The following is a 23,321-nucleotide window of genomic DNA, read 5'->3' as shown; positions in this document are numbered from 1 at the left end:
CGTCGGCAGCGCCCCTCCCCCGGCCAGGACCCCACAACCGAACTCCTAGAGCGGGTGTCGCAGGTTCGAATCCTGCCGGGGGCACAGAGAAACGCAGGTCAGAGGCCCCGTCGTCCGAGTGGACGGCGGGGCCTCCGGTCTCGCCGCGCCTGTGGAGCACCCGGGTCGCAGGCCCGGGGGGGGCTGCCGCCCCATCGCCGCCGTGCTCAGGCCCCGGCTCCGGGACGGGACGGGCATGCCGTCCTCGGCGCGCCGGCGCGCGGGCGTGCCGCGCGCGGTGCCGGGGTGCGCCCTTTTCGCTTCAACGGGCGTGACGCGCAAGGCACTTGATTACCTCTTTCCGGGAAAGGCGCCAGGCCGACCGGGACCGTGACGTTATTTCACGGGGTCCGGTTCCGTGTTTCCGTCGTGATGTACCCCATCCCTGTCGGCGACCTGGCGGTTTGCCCCCCAAGATCAATGTCATGTACGAATAAGGAACGCGTGCTGCGCCTGGGGATTCAATGGCGCCGCGCGTTTACGGTTTCATCCGGAAACCGTTCTCGGTATCTCACGGGGAGACAATCGAATGAACAAGGGCATACGTATGCGCCTGATGTCCGGGGCCGCCGCCGCATTCGCGGCCGGGGCCCTCGTGCTGACGGCGTCGCCGGCCCACGCCACTTCGTCGTCCACTTCGGTGGGCATTCCTGGCGGCAACAAGATCTCGGTCAACGCCTGGCACTGCGGCTTCTACGTGACCGCCTGTGACTGGAAGGCGTCCACGAAGATGTCGGGGACGAACCCGCGCAAGGCGAAGTGGATCCAGAACCGCGCCGAGCTGCGGGCCCACGGCGTCAGTGTCTCCATCACCATCTCCAAGAACCCCGAGGCCACGCTCACGATGAAGAGCCGGTCCATGGGCGAGGTGCGCTGGAAGAACACCAACGCCAACATCTCCGACACCCACGGCCAGATGCGTCCTGGCGGTGCCACCACCTACGTGTCGACCAAGAGCTGTGGTTCGGCCAAGGTGACCAACTCGATCAACATCAGCGAGAAGTGCGCCTACGCGGGCGCCGCCTGATCCGCTTCCGCTGAACGGATGCGCGGTATGAGCGAGTAGGGGTGTCACACCGCCAGGGCCCGGCGGTGTGGCACTTTTTCGCGGGCTGGGAAAAACGCACGGGGGCGTGGGAATGAAATTCGATGCGGCGACGCGCGGCAGAAGGCTGGCGTCCGGGCTTGTCGGGGCGGTCACATGTGCCGCCCTCATGACGTCATGCATGACGAATTCCGGCGGGTCCGGGGCGCGCGATTCCGCCCCCGGCCGGGAATTCGACCTCCTTGTCAGTGAACAGAACGGCTACTACTACCACCCGTTCCTGCGTGAGCAGCCGGCCGGCGCACAAGCGCAGTCCTTCGCTCTGCGAACGCTCTCAGAACTGGGCCGCGCCCCGAAGACGAGCCTTGCCCCGGACCAGGCGAGGTCGCTGCGCCGGCAAGCGCTGCAGACGTCCTCGCTCTGGGGCCGCGAGTGGCTGGTCCCTCTGCGCCGGGCCGGTGCCGACGAAGCGCTCGGCAACGACGACGCGGTGGCCGTCAACGGCTCCCGGAACAAGGGCGGCTGGTACGTGGACTCCGCCCTCGGCGACGACGGCGACGCGGCGCGCCTCGGCGCCACCTGGGCCGCCCTCGGCGTACTCGACGCACTCGGTCGTCTGGACGACCTCCCGGCGGCCGACCGGGCCGCCACCGTCACATGGCTGCGCGCACTGGCCGGGAAGCCCCGTGCGCTCGACCAGAGCTGTGCCCTGGCCCGCTCCCTCCAGCTGCTGGGGGAACCCGTCCCAGGCGCTCTCACCCGGATCGCGGCACCGCGCACGGACGACTTCGCGGCCCTCACGGCCGACGAGAGGGCGACCCGGCTTGCCGACACGTACAGCCACGTACTGATCCAGGAGGCGGCGGGGAAGCGGCCCGCCGTGAACCGCCGGGTCTGGGAGGCGGTGCTCCGGGACGGCGCGGCGACGCTCTCCCACGAGCAGCTGTACCAAGTGGTCCACGTGCTGAAGGCGGCCGGTTCGCCGGCGTCCGTGTTCGCGCCGGTCCTGAAGAGGCTCGACGGTGACCGGCTCGACGACGGGACGGTCCGTGACCCCGACGCCTACATCGGCAACCCGGACGCCTCCCTCTTCGTACAGCGGCTGCGGGCAGCGGCCGGCTGGTCACGGAAGGACCCCGGTCTCCTGGCGGCACTGGACCGCGAGGAGAAGTCCGGCGACATCAGCGAGCAGGGCGCCGAGCAGCTGAACCGGGCGGCCCTGCGCAGGGTCACCGCGGGCGGCGGCACGAGCGAACGGGCGCGGCGGCTGTGCACGGACCCCCGGGTGCTGCCGGCCACCGTGACCGAGCACAACGCCACCCAATGGCAGCGCACCACCCTCAACTGCGCCGACGCCGGCGCCCCGGTCCCCGATCCGGACGTCGGCACCTGGGCCCTGGACACCCCGGAGCGGGTGGTCGCCGCGGCCACGGTCGCCGTGGGGTTCGCCGACAACCGCCGCCCCGACGCCGTCCCGTCCTGGATCACCGCGGACGCCTTGCGGCGGTGGGCCCTGGATCCGGGCCGGTTCACCTCCGTCTACGACTACACCCTCGTCGTACGGGCCTACGTGCTCCGCGGCGGCGGACTGGACGCGGCGCTGAGCGAAGCCCTCGGGCGCGGCGTCACGCGGTACCGGGGGTGCCCGGGGCTGCCCGACCTGTACCAGGTCGGCGGAGGCGACTCCGCCTGCGACCTGAAGACCACCTGGGGCGTGTGGTCCCTGGACCGGCAACTGGACGGCGCCATGCAGTGGTTGCCGAGCGGAAGCCCGAGGAACGGAAAGTGAGCGACATTTCGGTGAGTACGTTGTTGCGGGCCGAGGGCGTGGGCAAGTCCTACACCCTGCGCGGGAGAAGGGTCGACGTGCTTCGTGGCGTCGACCTCGCCGTGAGAGGGGGCGAGGTCACCGCCCTGGTCGGCCACTCGGGTTCCGGGAAGACCACCCTCCTGCACATCCTGGGGCTGCTGACCCCGCCCGACGGCGGTCGGGTGTTCATCGGGGGCGCCGACGGCGCGCCGGCCGTCGACACCACGGGCCTGCCGGACGGGGCGCTGGCCGATCTGCGCCGAAGCAGGCTCGGGTTCGTCTTCCAGTCGTACAACCTGCTGCCGCAGCACACGGCGCTGCGCAACGTCGTCCTGCCGTCGCTGGGCCGCCGGCACGAGAGCGAGGCGCGGGCACGCGCCCTGCTGGCGCGGGTCGGGCTCGCCGAGCGTGCCGACCATCTGCCCGGTGAGCTGTCGGGCGGCGAGCAGCAGCGGGTGGCTCTGGCGCGGGCGCTGGTCAACGACCCTCCCGTGGTGCTGGCCGACGAGCCGACCGGCAACCTCGACACGGAGAGCGAGGAGATGCTCCTCGGCCTCTTCCGGGAGCTGGCCGACGAGGGCCGGGCCGTACTCCTCGTGACGCACAACCCGGCGGTGTCCGCTGCGGCGGATGTCGTGCACCGCCTGGACAAGGGGGCGTTCACGACCCCGGCCGAGGGCGTGCGGACGGATACGGCCGCCGCCGAGCGCACGGAGACGGGGAGCGCGGAATGAACGTCTTCAGTCTGGCCCTGACCAACGTCCGCGCCCTTCGCCGCCGGCTGTTCGGCCTGGTGGCGCTGGTCTCGGTGGCCGCCGCGGTCTGCCTCGGCGCGCTGGGCATCGCCGACCGGGCCCAGGGCGCGGCCGACGCGGACGTCAAGGAGAGCAGCGCCAACCGCAGCATCACCGTCGACAGGCCCGACGGACGCCCCGGAACACCGCAGCTGACGCAGGGCACGGCCGCCCGGCTCGCCAAGTTGCCGCACGTGGAGTCGGTGCAGCACCGGGCCCAGGTCTCGTTCGGTGTGCTCACCGAGGCGGGCGACACCGTTCTCCTGTACGCGACGACCCACCGGCCGGCGCTGACCCCGCCGGTCACCAAGTCCGTACGGAAGAACCTGTTCCCGCTGCGCCCCGGCGAGATCGTGGCCCCGGCCGCCTCCCAGGGCGTGGACCTGACCTCGCTCGTGGGCCAGGAGATCGACATAGAGACCACCCGCTACGTCCGCCAGGGCGAGGGAACCGGCGTCAGCGGTCACGCCCGCCTCGTCGGGGTCTACGATCCGACCTGGCAGCTGGACAACCCGGACGCCGCGTACGCCGCCGACGCCACCGTGATCACGTGGGCGGCGGAGCGGTCCGGGGAACCGAAGGGCAGCTACCTCTCCACCATCGGCTACGACCAGCTGACCGTCGTCGCGAGGTCGGCGGCGGACGTGCCGGCCGTCATGAAGTCGGTGCAGGACCTGGGCTACCCGGCGATCACCCTCCAGCAGCAGCTCGACGCCCTCCCGGCGGTGCTGGAGATGATCAGGGTGGTCGGCCAGGTGCTGCTCGGCGTCCTCGGCGTGCTCGCGTTCGTCGGAGCGGTCACCGTGACGGGAGCGCTGTCGCGGCAGCGGGCCCAGGAGATCGGTGTCCTCAAGGCGGTGGGTTTCCGCACCAGGTCGGTGCTGACGATGCTGGTCACCGAGATGGCGCTGGTCGGTGCCCTGGCCGCGCTGATCGGCACCGTGCTCGGCGCGGCGCTCGGCGGTGGTGCCGCCGCGCTGCTCCGGGGCAACGCGGACCTGGCGCCGTACGTCAGGGGCTGGGTGCTGCTGCCGTCCCCGGGCACCCTGCTTCTGCTCCTCGGCCTGACCGTGCTGGTGGTGGCGATGGGTTCGCTGGCACCGGCTCGCAGAGCGGCGAGCATGTCCCCCACCGATGCGATGAAGGACTGGTGAACCACCCCCCATGCCGTACCTCACGACAAGCAAGCACAACGCGCACCGCACCCGGCCGGCCGGCCCGGTCCGCGCGACCCTCCTCCTGAGCGCCCTCGCGGTGACGGCGGCCTGTTCCGGGCCGGGAGGGGTGGACCTGGGCACCGATTGGAAGGGCTCCCGTACGTTCGCACTCGCCAACGTCGACGGACTGGTGACGGTCGTCGGGATCAACCCGGACAAGCCTCGGGCGGAAAGCCTGGCCGTCGTGCCCCAGCAGGCCGACGACGACGACGCGGTCAGTCCGCAGCTGGTGGAACTCGCCGGCGGGCGCTGGGTGGTGACCGTCCCCCGCAAGGGCGGCAAGCCCGACCGGCGCTACGAGCTCGACGTCGAGGACCACACCCTGGACGGGATGAGCGGCGACGGACGGCTGCGCCGGATCCTGCCCGGCAAGACGCTGGTCGCCGAGGTCGCCGGGTTGCCCGACGGCAAGTCGGCCGACGGTGCCGCCCGCTCCAGCGTGCTGGTCCGGGACCCCGCCCGGTGGACGACCGAGCGCGAGCTGACCGTCCCCGGCACCGTCGACTTCGCGGCCTCCGACCGGGCCTCGGACACGGTCTGCCTGGGCAGCTCGACGGAGGACGGCTCCCGCGCCGGCACCCGCGTCTCCGTCGCGGACCTGGCCGGCGGCAAGGTCACCCCGGTGCCCGTGCCGAGCGGCTTGGACGTCAAGGACCTCGCCTGCCCCTCCGGCCACCCCGTCATCGTCGGTTCCCCGGCATCGGCGAAGTCCGGCGGCATCAAGGTCTCCCTCGACCGCACCACCTCCGCCACGGTGGTGACGGTGGACGGCGGCAGGGTCGATGCCGTGGCGGCGACGGACACGTCGATCGTGGTCGCGGCGGCGGCGGGCAACGACACCGAGCTGGTGGAGCTCGACGCGGCCGGCGGGAAGGAACTGCGCCGCGCCCGGGTCGAGGACCTCGCCGCGTCCTCGGCCATCACCCCCACCTCCGCCGGCTGGCTCGTGTACGCCGAGGAGTCGGTGACCCGGGTGAACCTCACCACCGGCGAGACCAAGCGGTTCGACCTGCCGGGAACCCTGCTGGACTCCTGACCCTCCGCTCACTCCCGGCAGGTGAGGCGGAGTTGGGACGCGGCGTGGTGGGCGCCCAGCCGGGAGCGGGCACCCCAGTCGCGCCCGCGGTCGGTGAGGCGGACCGTGAAGGTGGAGGACCTGACCGGGTAGGTGCCGACCTGGACCAGGGTCCCGCGGTGGGCGGTCTGGAGGACGCCGAAGGCCGCGTACGTGGACGTGGGGTCGTCCGCGTCGGCGAGGACCCGGTAGACCGTGGGGTCGCCGGCGACGTCGGTGTCGCGCGGGCCCTTCGGGACGAACACCGCGAGGGCGCACCGGGTGTAGGCGTCGCCGACCGGCCAGGTCCACGTCGCCGTGCCCGTGCCGTCCCTGTCGGGGCTGCCGGACATGGGCAGGGCGGTGAACCGGCCGTCGCAGCCGCCGTCCCGGAAGCCGCCGGACGCCACCGTGTACCAGGCGGCGTCACCGTTCTCGACGCGGCCGCCCTCCCGGTAGGTGGTGCCGGTCGCGCATCCCGGGCCGGCCCACACCGCGTACACCGGCGGGCCCGGCGGAGCGCTGCCCGACGGGATGGCACGGGGCGGGGTGGCACGGGGCGGGGCGATTCGGGACGGCAGGCTCCGCTCCGGCAGCCGGCCGCCGCCCTCCCGGTCCCCGCCCCGGTCCGGGCCCCGGTTCCGGTCCGGGTCCGGCAGGACGTCGCCGCCCAGCAGGGCCACGGCAGCGATCAGGCAGCCCGCGGCCACGACGGACCCCGCTGCGGACACAGTGCGTACGCTCGCCATGCCGGACCACTATGCGGCGCGACTCCCGGTAACCGTGAGGGTCAGCGCAGTTCCTCAGGGCACGGTGTGCCACGCGGGAAGATCTTGTACGGTGCGGCCAGCCGGTACACCCCCGGCTTCGGCGCGAGCAGCTCCGTCCACTCGTCGCCCTCCCGGTCCTCCTCCGCCTTCAGCACGCAGCCGTGCAGGTTGAGGAAGGTCCTGGGGCCGCCCTCGCGCTCCTGCGAGGCCGTCGTCTCCCGCGGCGGCTCCACCTTCCTGCCCTCCTCGTCCAGGAGCGCGAGCCACGGCGAGTACGGCACGCGGATCAGCACCCGCCCGGCCGACCGCACCCGGATCGTCACCTCGCCCGCGCCCGCCCGGACCACCGTCGCCGGCGGATCGGCCAGCGGCGTGGGGTCCTCCACGGCGAACAGCCGCCAGTTGGCGTCGGACCACACCGGGCGCAGGTACGGCTGGCCGTCCTTCACCAGTTCCGCCTCCTGCTCGGCCCCGGTGTCCGGGTCGCCCTTCGGCAGCACCACGTAGTGCACGGCCCAGCGGTGCAGCCAGTCGCGGTAGGTGGCGGAGTTGAGGGTGTCGTCGTAGAAGACGGGGTTGCGCTCCATGTCCGCCTGCCGGTTCCAGCCGCGGGCGAGGTTGATGTACGGGGTCAGCGCCGACGCCTCGCGGTGGCTGCGCGCCGGGACCACCTCCACCCGCGCCTTCTCCGCGCCCAGCTGCTGGAGCTGGTTGATCAGCGGCGCGGCCTCACGCGCCCACGACGCGTCCGGCGCGGTACGGACGATGTCGTCGGCGCTCTTGAAGCCGATCCACACGTTCAGTACGGCGAAGGCGAGGACCAGGGCGTACCACCTGCGGGTGCGGCGGGCGGTGTACGGCAGGGCGGCCAGCAGGACGACGCCCGCGAACAGCATGGGCAGCCGCGACACGTTCGACCCGATCTGCGAGTCGATCAGCCAGGTGAGGAGCGTGCCGAGCGCGTAGACGGCCGCGGCGGTCCGGACGGTGCGCCAGTCACGCGGTACGAGGACGAGGACGAGCACCCCGAAGGCGAACGGCAGCATCGTCGACGCGAACGACATCGGCTGCGTACCGGAGAAGGGGAACAGCCACGACGACAGGGCCACGACGGCGACCGGCGCGAGGCCGAGCGCGTACGCTCCGGGACGCCGCTTATTGAGGAACAGCGCCGCCGCCGCCACCCCCAGGAACAGCCCGGCGACCGGACTCGCGGCGGTCGCCAGCCCCGCGAGGGGGGCGGCCACGGCGGCCTTGGCCCACCGCTTCCGGCGCCACCGGTACGGCCAGCAGAACACGGCCGCCACCGCGCCCAGCGCGAACATCATGCCGAGGCCGAAGGTGACGCGGCCGGACAGCGCGTTGCACAGGAACGCGAACACCCCGGCGAGCGAGCACGCCACCGCATTGCGCACCGCCCGGACGCGCACCAGGATCAGCGCGGTCAGCGCGGCGGACGCCGTACCGGCGATCATCATCGTCGTACGGACGCCGAGCAGCGACATCAGGTACGGGGACACCACGCTGTACGACACCGGGTGCATCCCGCCGTACCAGGCCAAGTTGTACGCGGAGTCCGGGTGCCGCCCGACGAACTCGGCCCACGCGTCCTGCGCGGCGAGGTCGCCGCCGCTGTTGGCGAAGACGAAGAACCAGACGACGTGGGTGAGCGCGGCGAGCCCCGTCGCGACCGTGACGGGGTGGCGCAGGAACTCCGCCCGGGTGCGGCTCCGGCGCACCGGCGCCGGTACCGGCACGGGTACGGGAGCGGTGGGTGTGGCGGGGGCGGGGGGCGGCGTGGCGGTGGAGCGGTCGGGGCCACCGGGTACGGGGGGTGCGTCGAGTGCGTCCGATGCGTCGGGAACCGTCCCGGGCATCTCTTCCACCTCAGGCACCCGGCGCACCTCCGGCACCTCCGGTACCCCTGGCACCTCGGGCACCGCAGCCGGTGGCCTTATTCGCGCCCGAGACGTCGAGGCGCTCTCCGCGCGGGCCGGCTCAGCGCTGGTCGGCTCAGTGGTGGTCACTGCGGCTCTCTGCTCTCTGCGTCGTCCCCCACGCCCTTGCCACGTGCTGTCTGCGAAGACGTCGTTCCGGCGTCGTCCGTTGCCCGGACGTGTCCGGACGCTAACACGGGGGCGCCCCGGAAAACCGGGGCGCCCAGGGAGATTTCAGCCGATACGGGTGAGCTTGTCCCCGAGGCCGGGTTCGGCCAGGGCGCTCCGCAGGGCCACCGGGACCCGGACCTGGCTGGCACCCTCGCCCACGGTCAGGGTGCCGACCTGCGTGCCGGCGGGCGCCGAGTGGGGCAGCGCGCGGCCGCCGTTGCCCAGCTCCAGCCTGACCGTCAGGCCCGACCAGCCGACGACCTTCACGTCCTTGGTCGCGACCACCGGTGTCGTACCGCCGAGGCCGTCGTCGACGTGCCCGACGACATCACCCTTCTTGACGACCGTCCGGTCCTCCAGCAACTCCTGCGTGGCGAGCATCGCCTCCTTGCTGGCGGCGATCGCGCTGCCCAGGATGGGCGTCTTGTACTGGGCGAGGACGGCGCCGACGATCAGCTGGTCCGTGTCACCGACCTTCTTGTGCGCGGCGAAGAGCAGGTTGCCGCCCGCCTTGGTGGTGCTGCCGGTCTTGATCCCCAGCGCCCCGTCGTACGGCACGAGGTCGTTGTAGTTGCGCCACTTCTTGCCGGACGGGTCCGTCCACCACGGCATGGCGGTGATCTCCACCAGCGACGGGATCTCCACCAGCTTCTCGCCCAGCTTCACCTGGTCCTCGGCGGAGCTGACGGTGGTGTGGTTCAGGCCCGAGGGATCGGTGTACGTGGTGTTCTTCATCCCCAGTTCCTTGGCGGTGTCGTTCATCTTCTTGACGAACGCGGCCTCGGAGCCGGCGTCCCAGCGGGCGAGCAGCCGGGCGATGTTGTTGGCGGAGGGGATCATGATGGCGGCGAGGGCGTCGTACTCGGAGATCTTGTCGCCGGCCTTGACCGTGTTGAGGGTCGACTCGTTCTGCGCGTCGTAGCCACCCTCCTTCTCCGCGAGGGCGTCGACCTCGATCATCTCGCCCTTGGACCCCTTCTTCAGGGGGTGCTCCTTGAGGATCACGTAGGCCGTCATGGCCTTCGCGACGGAGCCGATCGGTACGGGCTTCTGCTCGCCGAAGGAGTCCACGGTGCCGAGGCCGGTCGCCGACATGTAGCCCTGGCCCTCGTTGGGCCACGGCAGGGACGGCTTGCCCCCGTCGAAGGCGTACGACGACTTGGCGGTCATCACCAGCGTGGGCGCGGGCAGCGGGCGCACGAACTGCACGATCGCAAAGATGATCGCCAGGAGGAGGACGAGCGGGGTCCAGATCTTGACGCGCCGGACCGCCGTGCGGACCGGGGTCTCCGGCGGGGGCGGCGTGTTCGTCAGCTCGGCGAGCATGTCCAGCGGAGGCCGGGGCGGCAGGGGCTGCTGCCTGGTCCGCTCGGGCTCGGTGAGCGCGGCGGGCGCCGCCGACGCGGCGGGCGTCGCGGCGGGCGTCGCGGGCGTGGCGGGCGTCGCGGCGGGCGTGGCGGCGGGCGTCGCGGGCGTGGCGGCGGGCGCGGGCGCCGTCGCTCCGGGCTTCTTCCCGGCCGGGCGCACGTCGTCGGGGCGCAGCGGCACGAACTTGCTCGTCCGCTCGGCGGGGGACTCGGCCGCGTCGGCCGTTCCGGCGGCGTCGGTCGTTCCGGCAGCCCCGCCGGGCGTCGCCTTGGGCGTGACGGCCTTCAGCGCGGTCGTCGGCTGGTCCACGGGCTTGCGCTGGACGGCTCTGAACACGGCGGTGGGCTGGTCCACGGGCCGGCGCGCGCCCTCCTTCGCGGGCTCGCCGGCCTCGGCGGGGGCGGGGGCGTCGGCGGGGGCGTCGGTGCCCTTCGCGGCGGCCTCACCGGCCCCGGCGGCGGGCTCGGGCGCCTCAGGGGCCTCAGGGGCCTCAGGGGCCTCGGTAGCCGCCTCCGCCGCCGGCGCGGGCACATCGTCCGCCTCGTCCGCGTCCGCCGGGCGCTCGGCGGCCGGCACCGCACCCTTCGCAGGTGACCGGCCGGGCTCCAGGGCAGCGGCAGCCGGCTCGACGGACTTCACAGGCTCGGCCGCCGGCTCGACAGCCTCGGAAACCGCGTCCTCGGAGGCAGCAGGGTCGTTTCCGCCCGGCTTCACCGGCTCACCGGACGTACCCGACCGCTTCGGCTCGGCCGAACCCGCCGCCTCACCGGACGTACCCGACTCGCCGGACCCGCCCGAACCCACCGGCTTACCCGACCCGGCCGGCCCCACCGACTCGTCAGACTCGTCAGACTCGTCCGGCTCGTCCCCCTTGGTGACCCAGGCCGCGACGGCGTCCCGGAGACGGGCGTCGCCGTCACGGTCGTTCGGGACCGCCTTGAACACCGCTGCCGGCTGGTCGACCGGCCGCTTCGCGTCCCCGTCCGGCGACGCGGTGTCACCACGTACGGCAAGCCTCGGATCGCGCTCGCCCGAAGCCGTCTCCCCCGACGACTTCTGCTGCTCCGACTTGTCGGGGGACTCGCCCGCCACCGTGCCTCCTTCAATCAACGCACTGCCCGAACCATGTACCAGTGTCCTGTGTGAGCGCTTGGCTCCCGTGCAAGACGAGAACGACATACCTACCGGTTCCCGCCCGAAGCACCCAGGCGCTCTCGACAGACCAATGTGAGAGGGGTCACCCTGTCATTCATCCACGCGGGGAGGCATGGATGGGCAGGAGCCGCAGAACACTTCCGGAGGAGCTTCTGCTGCTCGCTCTGGACCCGGCCACGGGTACCACAGCGCAGCCGCAGTCGCTCGACCTCGGCCTGGCCGGAGCACAGCTAGTGGAGCTGGCTCTGGCAGGACGGATAGCCCCTGACGGGGATCGTATCGCCGTGGTGATGCCACGGCCGACCGGAGATCCGACACTGGACTCCGCGCTCGAGCTGCTGCGCAGGCGTGGCAGTCCGGTGCGGGCCGTCCACTGGATCGGCGGGCCCCGACTGGGGCTGCGCCAGACGTATCTCTCGCATCTGGAACGGTGCGGCATGGTGCATGCCGTCGAGGGCCAGATGTGCGGGGTGCTGCCGACGACGCGCTACCAGGCGACGGAGACGGCGATCAGCCGGGAGATCAGAGCCCGGCTCGACAGTGCGATCCGCACCGGTGTACCGCCGGACCCGCGGACCGCGGCGCTCGCCGCGCTGGCCCACGCGGTCGGTCTAGGCAAGCACCTCTATCCCGGCAACGAGGGGCGTTCCTCGCGCTCCCGGCTCCGGGATCTGATCCGGCACGACCCGATGGGCGGACTCGTGGCACACGCCGTGATGGACGTCCAGAACGGCGTGGGCGCACAGCCCCGCCGCAACCCCGGCACGGGAGGTGGTGGCCGCCCGGCCACGGCCGTACCGATGCAGCCGCAGTCACGCAGCGGGCCGATGGCCCGCGCCGTGGCGCACTGAGCGGCACGCGGGCCACCTAGGGGAACCGCAGGGACCCCGAAACCCCATGAGCAAGGCTGGGCACGCGCACCGCACGAGCACCAGGCAACACACCCCACGGCCCGGTTCGGGAGCCGCATCGCGCGCGGGGCGGTCATCATGCCGCCCCGCGCGCTCGCGTGCCCGCACGTGAGTACGGCGTGGGGCGCGTGTGGCCGTTTTCCAGCGCGCAAAGCCCATTGGTGGCAGTCTGCTGAGCAGTAGATACGCAGAGCTACGCCAGCTATGCAGCCGAACAGCCGGAGGTGCAGTTTCCCGTGGCGTCCAACGTCAACCCCACCGTCAGGCGACGCAGATTGGGCCAGGAGTTGCGCCGGCTGCGTGAGCTCAAGGGCATGACGGCGGAGGAGGTGGCGGAGCGCCTGCTCGTCTCGCAGTCGAAGATCAGCCGCCTTGAGAACGGCCGCCGGTCCATCAGCCAGCGCGATGTCCGTGACTTGTGCGGGGTGTACGAGGTCGAGGACCACCGTATCGTCGATTCGCTGATGCAGATGGCGAAGGACTCGCGCCAGCAGGGCTGGTGGCACGCGTTCGGAGACATCCCGTACAGCGTCTACATCGGCCTGGAGACGGACGCGGCATCGCTGCGGGTGTACGAGCCCCAGGTCGTGCCGGGTCTGCTCCAGACCCGGCAGTACGCCGAGGCGCTGATCACCGGCGCGCTGCCGGAGTCGTCGGCCGCCGACATCGAGAAGCGGGTCAACGTCCGCGCGCGGCGCCAGGAGCGCATCCGGGACGCGGAGACGCCTCTGCGGCTGTGGGCGGTGATCGACGAGTCGGCCCTGCGCCGGGTGGTCGGCGACCGGCAGCTGATGATCGAGCAGTTGGAGCACCTGGTCGAGCAGTCCCACCTGCCGCACGTCACCGTGCAGGTGCTGCCGTTCGACATGGGCGCGCACCCCGGCATCAGCGGTCATTACGCGATCCTGGAGTTCCCGGACGCCTCCGACTCCTCGGTCGTCTACATCGAGGGGGTCACCAGTGACCTGTACCTGGAGAAGGCGAACGACGTGCAGCGGTACAGCGTGATGTACGAGCACCTGCGGGCTCAGGCGCTGAACGTGGAGCAGACGCGGCAGTTCATCGGCGAGGTCATCAAGGACTACACGGACGCGACACGTTGACGCGGCTTTCGTAACGATCCTTCGCGCATGCCGGTTTCGCCCGTGATAGCGGGGGTTCGCCCGGCCCGCCGGGGAAGAAGCCGGTACGGTACACCCCGGCCGGCTTCCAGCGGAAGACCCGCATGGAATATGCCATCCAGTCGAGTGAACGTCCGTCCCGCGCGGAGATCCCGACGAGTAGCGTCGATCACGCCAGCCTGCAGGTCAGGCCGGTGTGAGTCACTGCTGTCACTGTCGAGAACCGGAGCGGAGAAGATGGCAATCATTCAGGGCGCCACGGACACCTGGACCAAGTCCTCGTATTCCGGCGGGAACGGCGCGTGCGTCGAGGTCAAGTCCCCCGTCGTCGCGTCGATCGCGGTTCGGGACTCGAAGGTCCCCGCCGGTCCGTCGATCACGTTCGTCCCCGAGACATGGAACGCGTTCGTGCGCGAAGTGGGCACGGGAGCCCTCTGAGCCTTCCCACGCGTCACCGATGAGCCCTCTCGACTGGTCCGCCGTCCCGGCCGAGGGGGCTCGGTCATGTGCTGCCGCCGCCTCCGCGGACGGCGGGCAGCGACCCCGGGGGGTGAGGCTCCCGCTCCCCGGGGGCGCCGCCGACGGACAGGCGCCGGTACGCGGGGCACTCGCCGGCGGGCACGCCGGGGGCCGTAGCGGATGTGGGGCGACAGCGCGCCGCCCGGCGGGGACGGACCCCGCGCGAGGCCGGCCGCCGGCGGTCGACACGGGAACGCGGACGACACGGACGAGCCGACGGGGTGGTGACCCCCGGGCTGTACCGGCAGTACCGGCTGTACCGGCAGTACCGGCAGTACCGGCGAACAGCGTGGCGGTGCCCCTGTGATGCGCCGTGGCGACCCCTCCCTTCGCCGACCGCACGGGACCCGCGTCCCGTGCGGTCGCTGTGTCGTGTGGCGTGGCGTACGGACCTGACGAAGCGCCCGATCATCGTGTGGCCGCCATCACGGGCGCGACAACGGGCCGGAAGGTCAAGAACGAGTAAAAACGTTCGACGTTCTGATCTGCGTTCATATTCGTGACCAATCGAACCCTTGACCGTCCGCCCGAACTGACGGTTCAATCCCCGAAGTCCCCGCTCCCGCACGGGGGCGCCGCTGACCGGACGTACTGACGACGCGCTTCGACGTTCACAAGGCGGACCCCTGGAGGGGGCACATGAACAGTCTCGACTGGGCCGTGCTCATCGGCTACTTCGGTGTGATGGTCGCGATCGGCGTCTGGTCGCACAAACGCGTCGACAACGTCAGCGACTTCTTCACCGCGGGCGGCAGGATGCCGTGGTGGCTGTCGGGCATCTCCCACCACATGTCCGGCTACAGCGCGGTGATGTTCACCGGTTACGCGGGCATCGCCTACACGTACGGCGTCACGTCCTACGTCACCTGGTCCTTCCCCATCGCCATCGGCATCGCCATCGGTGCCCACCTCTTCGCGCCCCGGCTCAACCGCCTGCGCTCGCGCCTGCACGTGGCCTCGCCGCTGGAGTACCTGAAGAACCGTTACGACCTGCCCACCCAGCAGGCCCTCGCCTGGTCCGGCGTGCTGCTGAAGATCGTCGACGTCGGGGCCAAGTGGGCGGCCATCGCCACCCTGTTGTCCGTGTTCACCGGGATCTCGCTCAACCAGGGCATCCTCATCACCGGTGTCATCACCGGCATCTACTGCACCGTCGGCGGGCTGTGGGCCGACGCCCTGACCGAACTCGGGCAGTTCATCATCCAGTTGTTCGCCGGTGTCGCGATGCTCGTCGCCGTCATGGCGAAGCTCGGCGGCTTCAGCGCGCTGTGGACCGTGTGGGACCGGCCCGAGCTCCAGGGGCACACCGAGCCGACCGCCGGCCCGTACACGGTGACCTTCCTCCTCGCGTACCTCTTCATCAAGACCTTCGAGTACAGCGGCGGCATGTGGAACCAGGCGCAGCGGTACATGGCCACGCCCACCGCCCGGGAGGCCACCCGCTCCGGGCGGCTGTCGGCGCTGCTGTGGTTCGTCTGGCCGCTGGTGCTGTTCTTCCCGATGTGGTGCGCCCCGCTGCTGGTGAAGCCCGAGAAGCCGGACGCCTCCGACTCCTACGCGCTGATGACGGAACAGCTGCTGCCGCACGGACTGCTGGGTCTGGTCATCGTCGGCTTCTTCTCCCACACCATGGCCATGTGCTCCTCCGACGCCAACGCCATCGCCGCCGTCTTCACCCGTGACATCGCCCCGGCGCTGAGCAAGTCGGCACGTGGCTGGTCGCACCGGGCGGGGCTGCTGGCGGCCCGCTGGTCCACCGTCGCGTTCCTCGCCCTGTCCATGGCGGTCGCCACGCAGGTCAACTCCCCCGCGTTTAAGGACATCATCACCGTCGTCATCAAGTGGGTGGCCGGTCTGATGGGGCCCATCGCCATCCCGTTCATGCTCGGCCTGCTGCGGTCGTTCCGCAGGTCCGGGCCGACGGCGGCGCTGGTGTCGTGGGCGGCCGGACTGTTCGCGTTCTGGCTGACGAACTACGGCCTCGACGGCGTCGAGCTCCAGATCCAGATCGTCTCGCCACTGGCGACCTCGCTGGTCCTGTACGTGGTCATCGGCTTCGTCAAGCCGGAGGACACCCCGGAACGGGACGCGGTGCTGGACAAGCTGCACTCCGACGACGGCAGCCCGGCGGCGGCCCCCGCGCGTCAGCCCCTGGGGTAGCGGGCCAGCCAGCCCGGCGCGGAGGCGGCCGGGCTGTGCAGGGCCGGGCCCTGCGTCATCTCCATGGCGAAGTCGTCCGCCAGCTCCAGGATCGTGGGCCGCCCCTCCAGCTCGGCCAGCCAGGCCGGCGGGAGGGCGGTCTCGCCGTGCAGGGCGCCGAGCAGCGCGCCGGTGAGGGTGCCGGTGGTCTCCGACGGGCCGTCGTGGTTCACCGCGAGGCGCAGCCCGTGCCGCACGTCCTCGCCGACGAGCGCGCAGTAGACCGCGATGGCCAGGGCGTCCTCGGCGTGCTCCCCGTCGGTGTCCCCCAGCGAGGCGATCCTGGCGGGGCCGGGGATGCCCTGGCGTACGGCGCCGAGGGCGTGCTTCAGCGCCTCGCTGACCGGCTCGTGGCCGGGGCGGGCCGCCAGCAGGGCGAGCGCCCGCTGCACCGAGCCGTCGACGGACTCGCCGCGCGCCAGGCCGTGGACGACGACGGCGAAGGCACCGGCCGACAGGTAGGCGGTGGGGTGCCCGTGGGTCTGCACCGCGCACTCGACGGCCAGCTGGCACACCAGCTGCGGTTCCCAGCCGACGAGCAGCCCGTAGGGGGCGGACCGCACAAGGGCGCCGGCGTCCCGGGCGGTCGGGTTCTTCGGTCGGTCGAGGGTGCCGAGGATCTCGTCGCCCAGCCCGGTGAGGGTGGCGAGCGCGGGGCCGCGGCGGGCGTACAGCCACTCCTCGCAGGCCAGCCAGCCGTTGTCCTTGCGGCGCTCGTCCGGACCCCAGTCGCGCTGGGTGGCGGCCCACCGCAGATGGGCGCGGTGCACGTCGGTGGGCGGGTGCCAGGCGCCGGTGTCGCGGCGCACCTGGGCGCGTATCAGGCCGTCCACGGTGAACAGCGACAGCTGGGTCGCGGACGTCACGGCCCCGCGCCGCCCGTACGCGGGCGCCAGGTCCGCAGGCCCGTCCGGCCCGTGCGCCGCCCGGATCGCCTCGACGGACAGCGCGGAGACCCCCGCCCCGAGGGCGTCCCCGATCGCGGCGCCCAGGAGACAGCCCCGCACCCGGGCGCGGAAGTCCTGCTGCTCGGCCCGGCCCCAGACAGCCGCGGCTGCTGCACTCACCTCGCGTCCCTCCCTCGCCCGTCGTCGTACGTCCGGCGCGCAGCACTGTAATCGAAGGAAACGGGGCGCCCCGGGCCCGGAGTGTTATGGGTGCGGACGCCCGTCAGGTGGGGTTTTGCTCGTTGTTCGGCCCCGGTTCCGCGTTGCTCCCGGCGAGCGCGGCGGCGGTGGCGATGCGCTCGCGCTGCTCGGCGGCCCACACGTAGCGCGGGTCCATCGCCAGCGCCCGGTCCAGGTCCGCCAGCGCCTCCGCCGTGTCGCCCAGCGCCTCGTGGGCGAGCGCGCGGCTGCCCAGCGCCCAGGCGTAGCCGGGATCGAGGTCCAGGGCCCGGGTGTACGCGGCCACTGCGTCCGCGTGGCGCCCCGACGCCCGCAGCGCCTCGCCCCGTTCGCCCAGGATCCAGGGGTCGGCCGGGGCGAGGGCCCGCGCGTGGTCCAGGTCGCGCAGCGCGCCCGCCACGTCGCCCAGCGCGCGGCGGACCTGCGCCCTGCGCACCCGGCTCCAGCGGTGGTCCGGGTCCAGGCTCAGGGCGATGTCCAGGTCCGCCAGCGCCTCGGCGGGCCGGCCCAGGGCGTGCCGGACCTGGGCGCGGCTCGCCCGGGGCCACACCCATGCCGGGTCCAGCGCGACCACCCGGTCCAGGTCCGCGAGGGCCTCGGCGTACCGGCCCGTCCTGCGGTACGTCTCGCCCCGGTGGGCGAGGGGACGCACCGGGGTCACCGCCGCTTCGACGGCCCGGTCGTGGTCCTCCAGGGCCCGGTCGAAGTCACCGCGCGCGCGGTGGGCCAGGGCCCGCCCGGTGTACGCCCGGGCGGAGGCGCCGAGGCCGATCGCCCGGTCGAAGTCGGCGAGCGCCTCGTCGTACCGGCCCGCGTCGTGCAGCGCCCGGCCGCGGGAGGTCAGGGCGTACGCGCGGTCGTCGGCACGGGCGCCGGCGACCAGCAGGTCCAGTACGCCGACGACCGACCGGGCCGGGTCGTCCAGCGCCTCCAGGCAGGCCGCGCCGAGACGGTGCGCGGCCGCGTCGCCGGTGTCCTCGCCCGCCTCGGCGAGCGTCCGCGCCCAGCGGCGGGCCTGGACCGGACCCTCGTGGCACGCCCCGATCCCGTCGCGCACCGCGTCCTCGACCGCCGTGCGCGGGTCGGCGCACAGCCGGTGGTACAGCTCCTCCAGCCGCAGGGCGCGCCAGTCCTCGTGCTCCCACCGCTCGTACGCGGCCACGCCCCGCCCGGCCGCCGCCGCCCACGCCGCGTAGGCGTCGGCGAGCCGGGTGTGCGCCTCGCGCCAGCGCTGCGGGGAGCCGGTCCGCTGGAGGCGCAGCATGGGGGCGCGCACGACGTCGTGGTACTGGGCGTGGTCGTCGCGCTCGCCCACGAACGGCAGGGTGCGCAGCCACCCGTACAGCTCCGCCGGGTCCGTGCCGCCGGGGACGGCCACCGCGAAGACGTCCTCGTTCAGCCGGCGGGGCAGCGCGCAGGCGAGCGCGGCGGCGCGGCGGGCCGGGTCGTCCTCCCACCTCAGGAACCGGTCGACGGCGGTGGCGCCCGCGCTGTTCGGCTCGCCCGGGTGCTGGGCCAGGGTGGAGACCAGGACCGGGAGGCCGCCGGACAGGCGCAGGACGTCCTGGACGACCGGTTCGTCGACGACGCCCCGTGCCGTCAGCAGGTGCCGCGTCTCCGGTTCGGTGAAGGGCTCCAGCGGCAGGTCCCGCACGGCGTGGGACAGCCGCGCCCAGCGGCCGGGGTCCAGGCGGTCGCGCCCGGCCAGGGTGAGGACGGTGTTCCCCGGCAGCGGGCCGTACCGCTCGCCCGCGATCAGGTCCGGCAGCCAGGTGTCGAGGACCGGTCCGGTGCGTTCGTAGGTGTCGAGGAAGAGCGCGATCCACGGGACGCTCCCGGCGACCCGGTTCAGTTCGGCGACCAGCAGCGGGGCGAGGACCGGTACCGGGTCGAGGGCGAGCCGGGTGTCGTCGGCGGCGCGCGACCGGGATCGCGGGCCGAGCGACGCCCGCAGCCGGTCGGCGCCCCGGGCCACGAGCGCGGGGTCGACGCCGCCGGCGAAGGCCCCGACGACCGGCAGCATGCCGACGCCGATCAGGCCGGCCTGCGCGGCGGCCAGGCTGCCGGCCGACGGACCGGCCGGAACGCCGGGCGCGCCACCTGGCGGGCCGGGCGGGACGGCGGCGCCGCCCGGCGGGCCCTCCTCCGGTGCGGCGAGCGCGGCGAGTTCGGCCTCGTGGCGGGAGCGGTGGTAGGCGGCGAGCCGGCGGTCCAGCGCCTTGAGCGGGTGCCCCTGCCGGTCCAGGCAGCCGCTGATCGCCGCCATCACGGCGGGGACGTCGTGCGCGGTCTCGTCGGCGTACGCGGTCAGCGCGCCGTGTTCGCGCGCGGCTTCCTCCAGCCGCCGGACCAGCGTGGTCTTGCCGACCCCCGCCATGCCGCGCACATGGAAGACGAACCGGTGCCCGGGGTCCTCCGGTGGCACGGCGAAGTTGCCCGTGAACAGGGACAGTTCGCGCTGCCGACCGACGAACCCGGCCCGCTGGTGCTGCTGGAGCAGCTGCGACATCGACGGTCTGGATCGGGAGCCCCTGGCCATGGGGTCAGTCTCGCAAAGTTCACTCCAGTACGGGCAGCAGTTCGGGGAGGTGCCCGTCGGACGCCGCCGCCGCCCGCCGCCGCTCCTCGGGAACCTCGCCGTACAGGGTGGTGCGGGGCCGGGCCGGGCGGCCGGCGGCCTCGGCGATGGCGACCAGGTCCTTGACCGAGCGGTACGAGCCGTAACCGGAGCCCGCCATACGGGAGATGGTCTCCTCCATGAGGGTGCCGCCCAGGTCGTCGGCGCCGGAGCGGAGCATCTCGGCGGCGCCCTCGGTGCCGAGCTTCACCCAGCTCGTCTGGATGTGGGGGATGTACGGGTGGAGCAGGACGCGGGCCATGGCGGTGACGGCCCGGTTGTCGCGGGTGGTGGGGCCGGGGCGGGCGATGCCCGCGAGGTAGACGGGGGCGTTGGTGTGGATGAAGGGCAGGGTGACGAACTCGGTGAAGCCGCCGGTCTCCCGCTGGATCTCCACGAGCGTGCGGAAGTGGCCGAGCCAGTGGCGGGGCTGGTCGACATGGCCGTACATCATCGTCGAGGACGAGCGGATGCCCAGCTCGTGCGCGGTCCGCACCACCTCGGTCCAGGTCGCCGCCGGCAGCTTGCCCTTGGTGAGGACCCAGCGCACCTCGTCGTCGAGGATCTCGGCGGCGGTGCCGGGGATGGAGTCCAGTCCGGCCTCCTTGGCCGCCGTCAGCCACTCGCGGATCGACAGGCCGGTGCGCGTGGCGCCGTTGACGACCTCCATCGGCGAGAAGGCGTGCACGTGGATGCCGGGGACGCGGGCCTTCACGGCGCGGGCGATGTCGAAGTACGCCGTGCCCGGCAGGTCCGGGTGGATGCCGCCCTGCATGCAGACCTCGACCGCGCCGACGTCCCACGCCTGCTGGGCGCGGTCGGCGACCTGGTCCAGGGACAGGGTGTAGGCGTCGGCGTCGGTGCGGCGCTGGGCGAAGGCGCAGAACCGGCAGCCGGTGTAACAGACGTTGGTGAAGTTGATGTTGCGGGTGACGATGTACGTCACGTCGTCGCCGACTGCGTCCCGGCGGATGTCGTCGGCGATCCGGCACAGTGCGTCCAGCGCCGGCCCGTCGGCGTGCAGCAGGGCGAGGGCCTGGTCGTCGGTGAGGCGGGTCGGGTCGCCGGCGGCGACCGCGAGGGCCTCGCGTACGTCGGTGTCGATGCGCTGCGGCACCATGCCGGGTGCGGCGGCCTCCCGCAGCGCCTCCCAGTCGCCGTACACCTCGTCGAAGTCGTCGCGCCGGTCGGTGGTGCGGCCGGTGGTGTCGATGGTGCGGTGCAGGTCGGTGCGGCCGGTGGTGGTGAAGCCCTCGTCGGGCTCCTGCCACGGCAGGCCCCGCACCGGCGCGTCCGGGTCGGCGAGGCCGGTCTCCGGGTCGGCGAGCGCGCGGACGTGCGGCAGCAGGCGCGGGTCGAGCCAGGGCTCGCCGCGCGTCACGAACTCGGGGTAGACGCACAGCCGTTCGCGCAGTGCGAACCCGGCGGCGGCCGACTTCTCCGCCAGCGCCTCGATCGCCGGCCAGGGGCGCTCGGGGTTGACGTGGTCGATGGTGACGGGTGACACCCCGCCCCAGTCGTCGATGCCCGCCGCGATCAGCCGCCCGTACTCCCCGTCGACCAGGTTCGGCGGAGCCTGGAGGCAGGCGGAGGGGCCCATGATGTGCCGGGCGACGGCGACGGTGGCGACGAGGTCGTCCAGGTCGGCGTCCGGCATGCCCCGCATCGCCGTGTCCGGCTTGGCGCGGAAGTTCTGGATGATCAGCTCCTGGATGCCGTGGTACGCCCGCGCCACCCGGCGCAGCGCGAACAGCGACTCCGCCCGCTCCTCGTACGTCTCGCCGATCCCGATGAGCAGCCCGCTGGTGAACGGCACCGACGAGCGGCCCGCGTCCTCCAGCACCCGCAGCCGCACGGCGGGCTCCTTGTCGGGCGAGCCGTGGTGGGGGCCACCGGGCTCGGACCACAGGCGGGTCGCCGTCGTCTCCAGCATCATGCCCATGGACGGCGCGACGGGCTTCAGCCGCTGGAAGTCGGTCCACGACAGCACGCCGGGGTTGAGGTGGGGCAGCAGCCCGGTCTCCTCCAGGACGCGGATCGCCATGGCGCGCACGTACGCGATCGTGTCGTCGTAGCCGTGCGCGTCCAGCCACTCCCGCGCCTCGGGCCAGCGGTCCTCGGGCTTGTCGCCCAGGGTGATCAGCGCTTCCTTGCAGCCGAGCGCGGCGCCCCGGCGCGCGATGTCCAGCACCTCGTCGGGTGACATGAACATCCCGTGCCCGGCGCGCCGCAGCTTGCCGGGCACGGTGACGAACGTGCAGTAGTGGCACGTGTCCCGGCACAGCCGGGTGAGGGGGACGAACACGCTCTTCGAGTACGTGATGACGCCGGGCCGCCCCGCCGCCGCCAGCCCGGCGTCCCGCACCCGCCCGGCCGACGCGGCCAGGTCCTCCAGGTCCGCGCCCCGCGCCCGGAGCAGGACGGCGGCCTCGGTGACGTCCAGCGCCACCCCGTCCCTGGCCCGCTTCAGGGCGCGTCGCATGGCGTTGGCGGTGGGACGTCCGGGCTGGTCATCGGTCATGGCCCCGAGCATACGAGTGCGGGGCGTCTACACGTACCGCGCGTACTCGTCCAGCGTCCGCAGCACCTCGGCCTCTCCCGCCGGCGGGAGTTGGACGACGGTCTCCGTGATCCCGAGGTCGGCGAAGCGGGCGAGTTTGCCCTCCGAGGGGCGGACGGCGTACGGGACGACCTGGAGGGCGCCGGGATCGCGGCCCGCCTTCTCCCACGTCTCGCGCAGCACCGGGAGCGCCTCGCCCAGGCCCCGGCCGCCGATGGGCAGCCATCCGTCCGCGTACGCGGCGATGTGGGCGAACAGCTTCGGTCCCGCCGCGCCGCCGATCAGGGTGCGGGGGGCGCCGCCGGCGGGCTTGGGGAAGGCGTGGGAGGCGCGCACGGAGGCGGTCGAGCCCTGGTACGCGGTGGGTTCGGCGGCCCACAGGGCGCGCATCAGGGCCATCCGGTCGCGGGTGCGCTCGCGGCGGGTGGCCCAGGGCACGCCGTGGTCCTCGGCCTCCTCGCGGTTCCAGCCGTACCCGACCCCGAGGGTGAAGCGGCCACCGGAGAGGTGGTCGAGGGTGGCGACCTGCTTGGCGAGGTCGATCGGGTCGTGCTGGGCGACGAGCGTGATGCCGGTGCCCAGCCCGAGCCGCTCGGTGACGGCCGCCGCCTGACCGAGCGCGACGAAGGGGTCGAGGGTCCGGCCGTACTCGGGCGGCAGGTCGCCGCCCGCCGGGTAGGGGCTGGTGCGTTCGACCGGGATGTGGGTGTGCTCCGGGAGGTAGAGGCCGGCGAAGCCGCGCTGCTCCAGTTCGCGCGCGAGCCGTACCGGGGTGATGGTCTGGTCGGTGAGGAAAATCGTCGTCGCGATGCGCATGACGGCCCAACGTATGGCGCTCGGCGCCGAATTCCGAGACCGTCGCCCTGGATCGGCGGGGAGTTCACCGGCCGCGAGGAGGGTGGAAGCC

General features: G+C 72.9%; 16 protein-coding genes. 9 read left to right on the top strand and 7 right to left on the bottom strand.

Going from position 1 to position 23,321, the window contains the following annotated elements:
• Positions 1-568 precede the first annotated feature (568 nt).
• The 5 genes from IE109_RS09725 to IE109_RS09705 all read left to right on the top strand — a co-directional run bounded on the left by IE109_RS09725 (position 569) and on the right by IE109_RS09705 (position 5,941).
• Positions 569-1,066 (top strand): hypothetical protein, encoded by a 498-nt coding sequence (locus IE109_RS09725; protein ID WP_229890832.1) that lies wholly within the window; start codon positions 569-571, stop codon positions 1,064-1,066.
• A 199-nt stretch (positions 1,067-1,265) separates the two neighbouring features.
• Positions 1,266-2,873, top strand: coding sequence for a hypothetical protein (locus IE109_RS09720; RefSeq protein WP_189550378.1), 1,608 nt, complete (start codon positions 1,266-1,268; stop codon positions 2,871-2,873).
• Positions 2,870-3,628 carry an ABC transporter ATP-binding protein gene (locus tag IE109_RS09715; RefSeq protein WP_229890830.1) on the top strand — a complete coding sequence of 253 codons (759 nt, stop codon included), beginning with the start codon at positions 2,870-2,872 and terminating at the stop codon, positions 3,626-3,628. The genes IE109_RS09720 and IE109_RS09715 overlap by 4 nt, the downstream gene beginning before the upstream one ends.
• Positions 3,625-4,842 carry an ABC transporter permease gene (locus IE109_RS09710; protein ID WP_189550377.1) on the top strand — a complete coding sequence of 406 codons (1,218 nt, stop codon included), beginning with the start codon at positions 3,625-3,627 and terminating at the stop codon, positions 4,840-4,842. The genes IE109_RS09715 and IE109_RS09710 overlap by 4 nt, the downstream gene beginning before the upstream one ends.
• A gap of 10 nt (positions 4,843-4,852) precedes the next feature.
• The gene (locus IE109_RS09705) at positions 4,853-5,941 is read left to right on the top strand and encodes a hypothetical protein (protein WP_189550376.1); all 1,089 of its coding nucleotides are present in this window, start codon (positions 4,853-4,855) and stop codon (positions 5,939-5,941) included.
• An 8-nt stretch (positions 5,942-5,949) separates the two neighbouring features.
• Here the strand turns inward: IE109_RS09705 and IE109_RS09700 are convergent, their stop codons facing one another.
• The 3 genes from IE109_RS09700 to IE109_RS09690 form a co-directional block, all read right to left on the bottom strand.
• A complete protein-coding gene (locus IE109_RS09700; protein WP_229890827.1) occupies positions 5,950-6,708 on the bottom strand; it encodes an adhesin in 759 nt (252 codons plus the stop codon).
• 41 nt (positions 6,709-6,749) lie between these two features.
• Positions 6,750-8,756: a DUF8823 domain-containing protein gene (locus IE109_RS09695; RefSeq protein WP_189550374.1), complete on the bottom strand. Its 2,007-nt coding sequence runs from the start codon at positions 8,754-8,756 to the stop codon at positions 6,750-6,752.
• 144 nt (positions 8,757-8,900) lie between these two features.
• On the bottom strand, positions 8,901-11,297 hold the full coding sequence (locus tag IE109_RS09690) for a D-alanyl-D-alanine carboxypeptidase family protein (RefSeq protein ID WP_229890825.1): 2,397 nt from the start codon (positions 11,295-11,297) through the stop codon (positions 8,901-8,903).
• A 179-nt stretch (positions 11,298-11,476) separates the two neighbouring features.
• Here IE109_RS09690 and IE109_RS09685 point away from each other — a divergent pair, with 179 nt between their 5' ends.
• The 4 genes from IE109_RS09685 (at position 11,477) to IE109_RS09670 (ending at position 16,071) form a co-directional block, all read left to right on the top strand.
• Positions 11,477-12,211 carry a GOLPH3/VPS74 family protein gene (locus IE109_RS09685; RefSeq protein WP_189550372.1) on the top strand — a complete coding sequence of 245 codons (735 nt, stop codon included), beginning with the start codon at positions 11,477-11,479 and terminating at the stop codon, positions 12,209-12,211.
• Positions 12,212-12,507: 296 nt separating this feature from the next.
• Positions 12,508-13,374 carry a helix-turn-helix domain-containing protein gene (locus IE109_RS09680; protein ID WP_189550371.1) on the top strand — a complete coding sequence of 289 codons (867 nt, stop codon included), beginning with the start codon at positions 12,508-12,510 and terminating at the stop codon, positions 13,372-13,374.
• Between the two features lie 255 nt (positions 13,375-13,629).
• Positions 13,630-13,830 (top strand): DUF397 domain-containing protein, encoded by a 201-nt coding sequence (locus tag IE109_RS09675; RefSeq protein ID WP_189550370.1) that lies wholly within the window; start codon positions 13,630-13,632, stop codon positions 13,828-13,830.
• Positions 13,831-14,550: 720 nt separating this feature from the next.
• Positions 14,551-16,071 (top strand): sodium:solute symporter family protein, encoded by a 1,521-nt coding sequence (locus IE109_RS09670; protein WP_189550369.1) that lies wholly within the window; start codon positions 14,551-14,553, stop codon positions 16,069-16,071.
• Here IE109_RS09670 and IE109_RS09665 read toward each other — a convergent pair.
• From IE109_RS09665 to IE109_RS09650, 4 genes are all read right to left on the bottom strand, one after another.
• The gene (locus IE109_RS09665; RefSeq protein WP_189550368.1) at positions 16,056-17,177 is read right to left on the bottom strand and encodes an ADP-ribosylglycohydrolase family protein; all 1,122 of its coding nucleotides are present in this window, start codon (positions 17,175-17,177) and stop codon (positions 16,056-16,058) included. The genes IE109_RS09670 and IE109_RS09665 overlap by 16 nt on opposite strands.
• 103 nt (positions 17,178-17,280) lie before the next feature.
• Positions 17,281-19,746: a tetratricopeptide repeat protein gene (locus IE109_RS09660; protein WP_189550367.1), complete on the bottom strand. Its 2,466-nt coding sequence runs from the start codon at positions 19,744-19,746 to the stop codon at positions 17,281-17,283.
• A 49-nt stretch (positions 19,747-19,795) separates the two neighbouring features.
• On the bottom strand, positions 19,796-22,375 hold the full coding sequence (locus IE109_RS09655; RefSeq protein WP_189550366.1) for a bifunctional FO biosynthesis protein CofGH: 2,580 nt from the start codon (positions 22,373-22,375) through the stop codon (positions 19,796-19,798).
• Between the two features lie 27 nt (positions 22,376-22,402).
• Positions 22,403-23,230 carry an LLM class F420-dependent oxidoreductase gene (locus IE109_RS09650; protein WP_189550365.1) on the bottom strand — a complete coding sequence of 276 codons (828 nt, stop codon included), beginning with the start codon at positions 23,228-23,230 and terminating at the stop codon, positions 22,403-22,405.
• Between the last annotated feature and the right edge of the window lie 91 nt (positions 23,231-23,321).

The organism is Streptomyces lavendofoliae (assembly GCF_014649735.1).
Lineage (GTDB): Bacteria > Actinomycetota > Actinomycetes > Streptomycetales > Streptomycetaceae > Streptomyces > Streptomyces lavendofoliae.
Note: the sequence above shows the minus strand (reverse complement) of the source record. Positions and strands in the feature narration are given on the sequence as shown.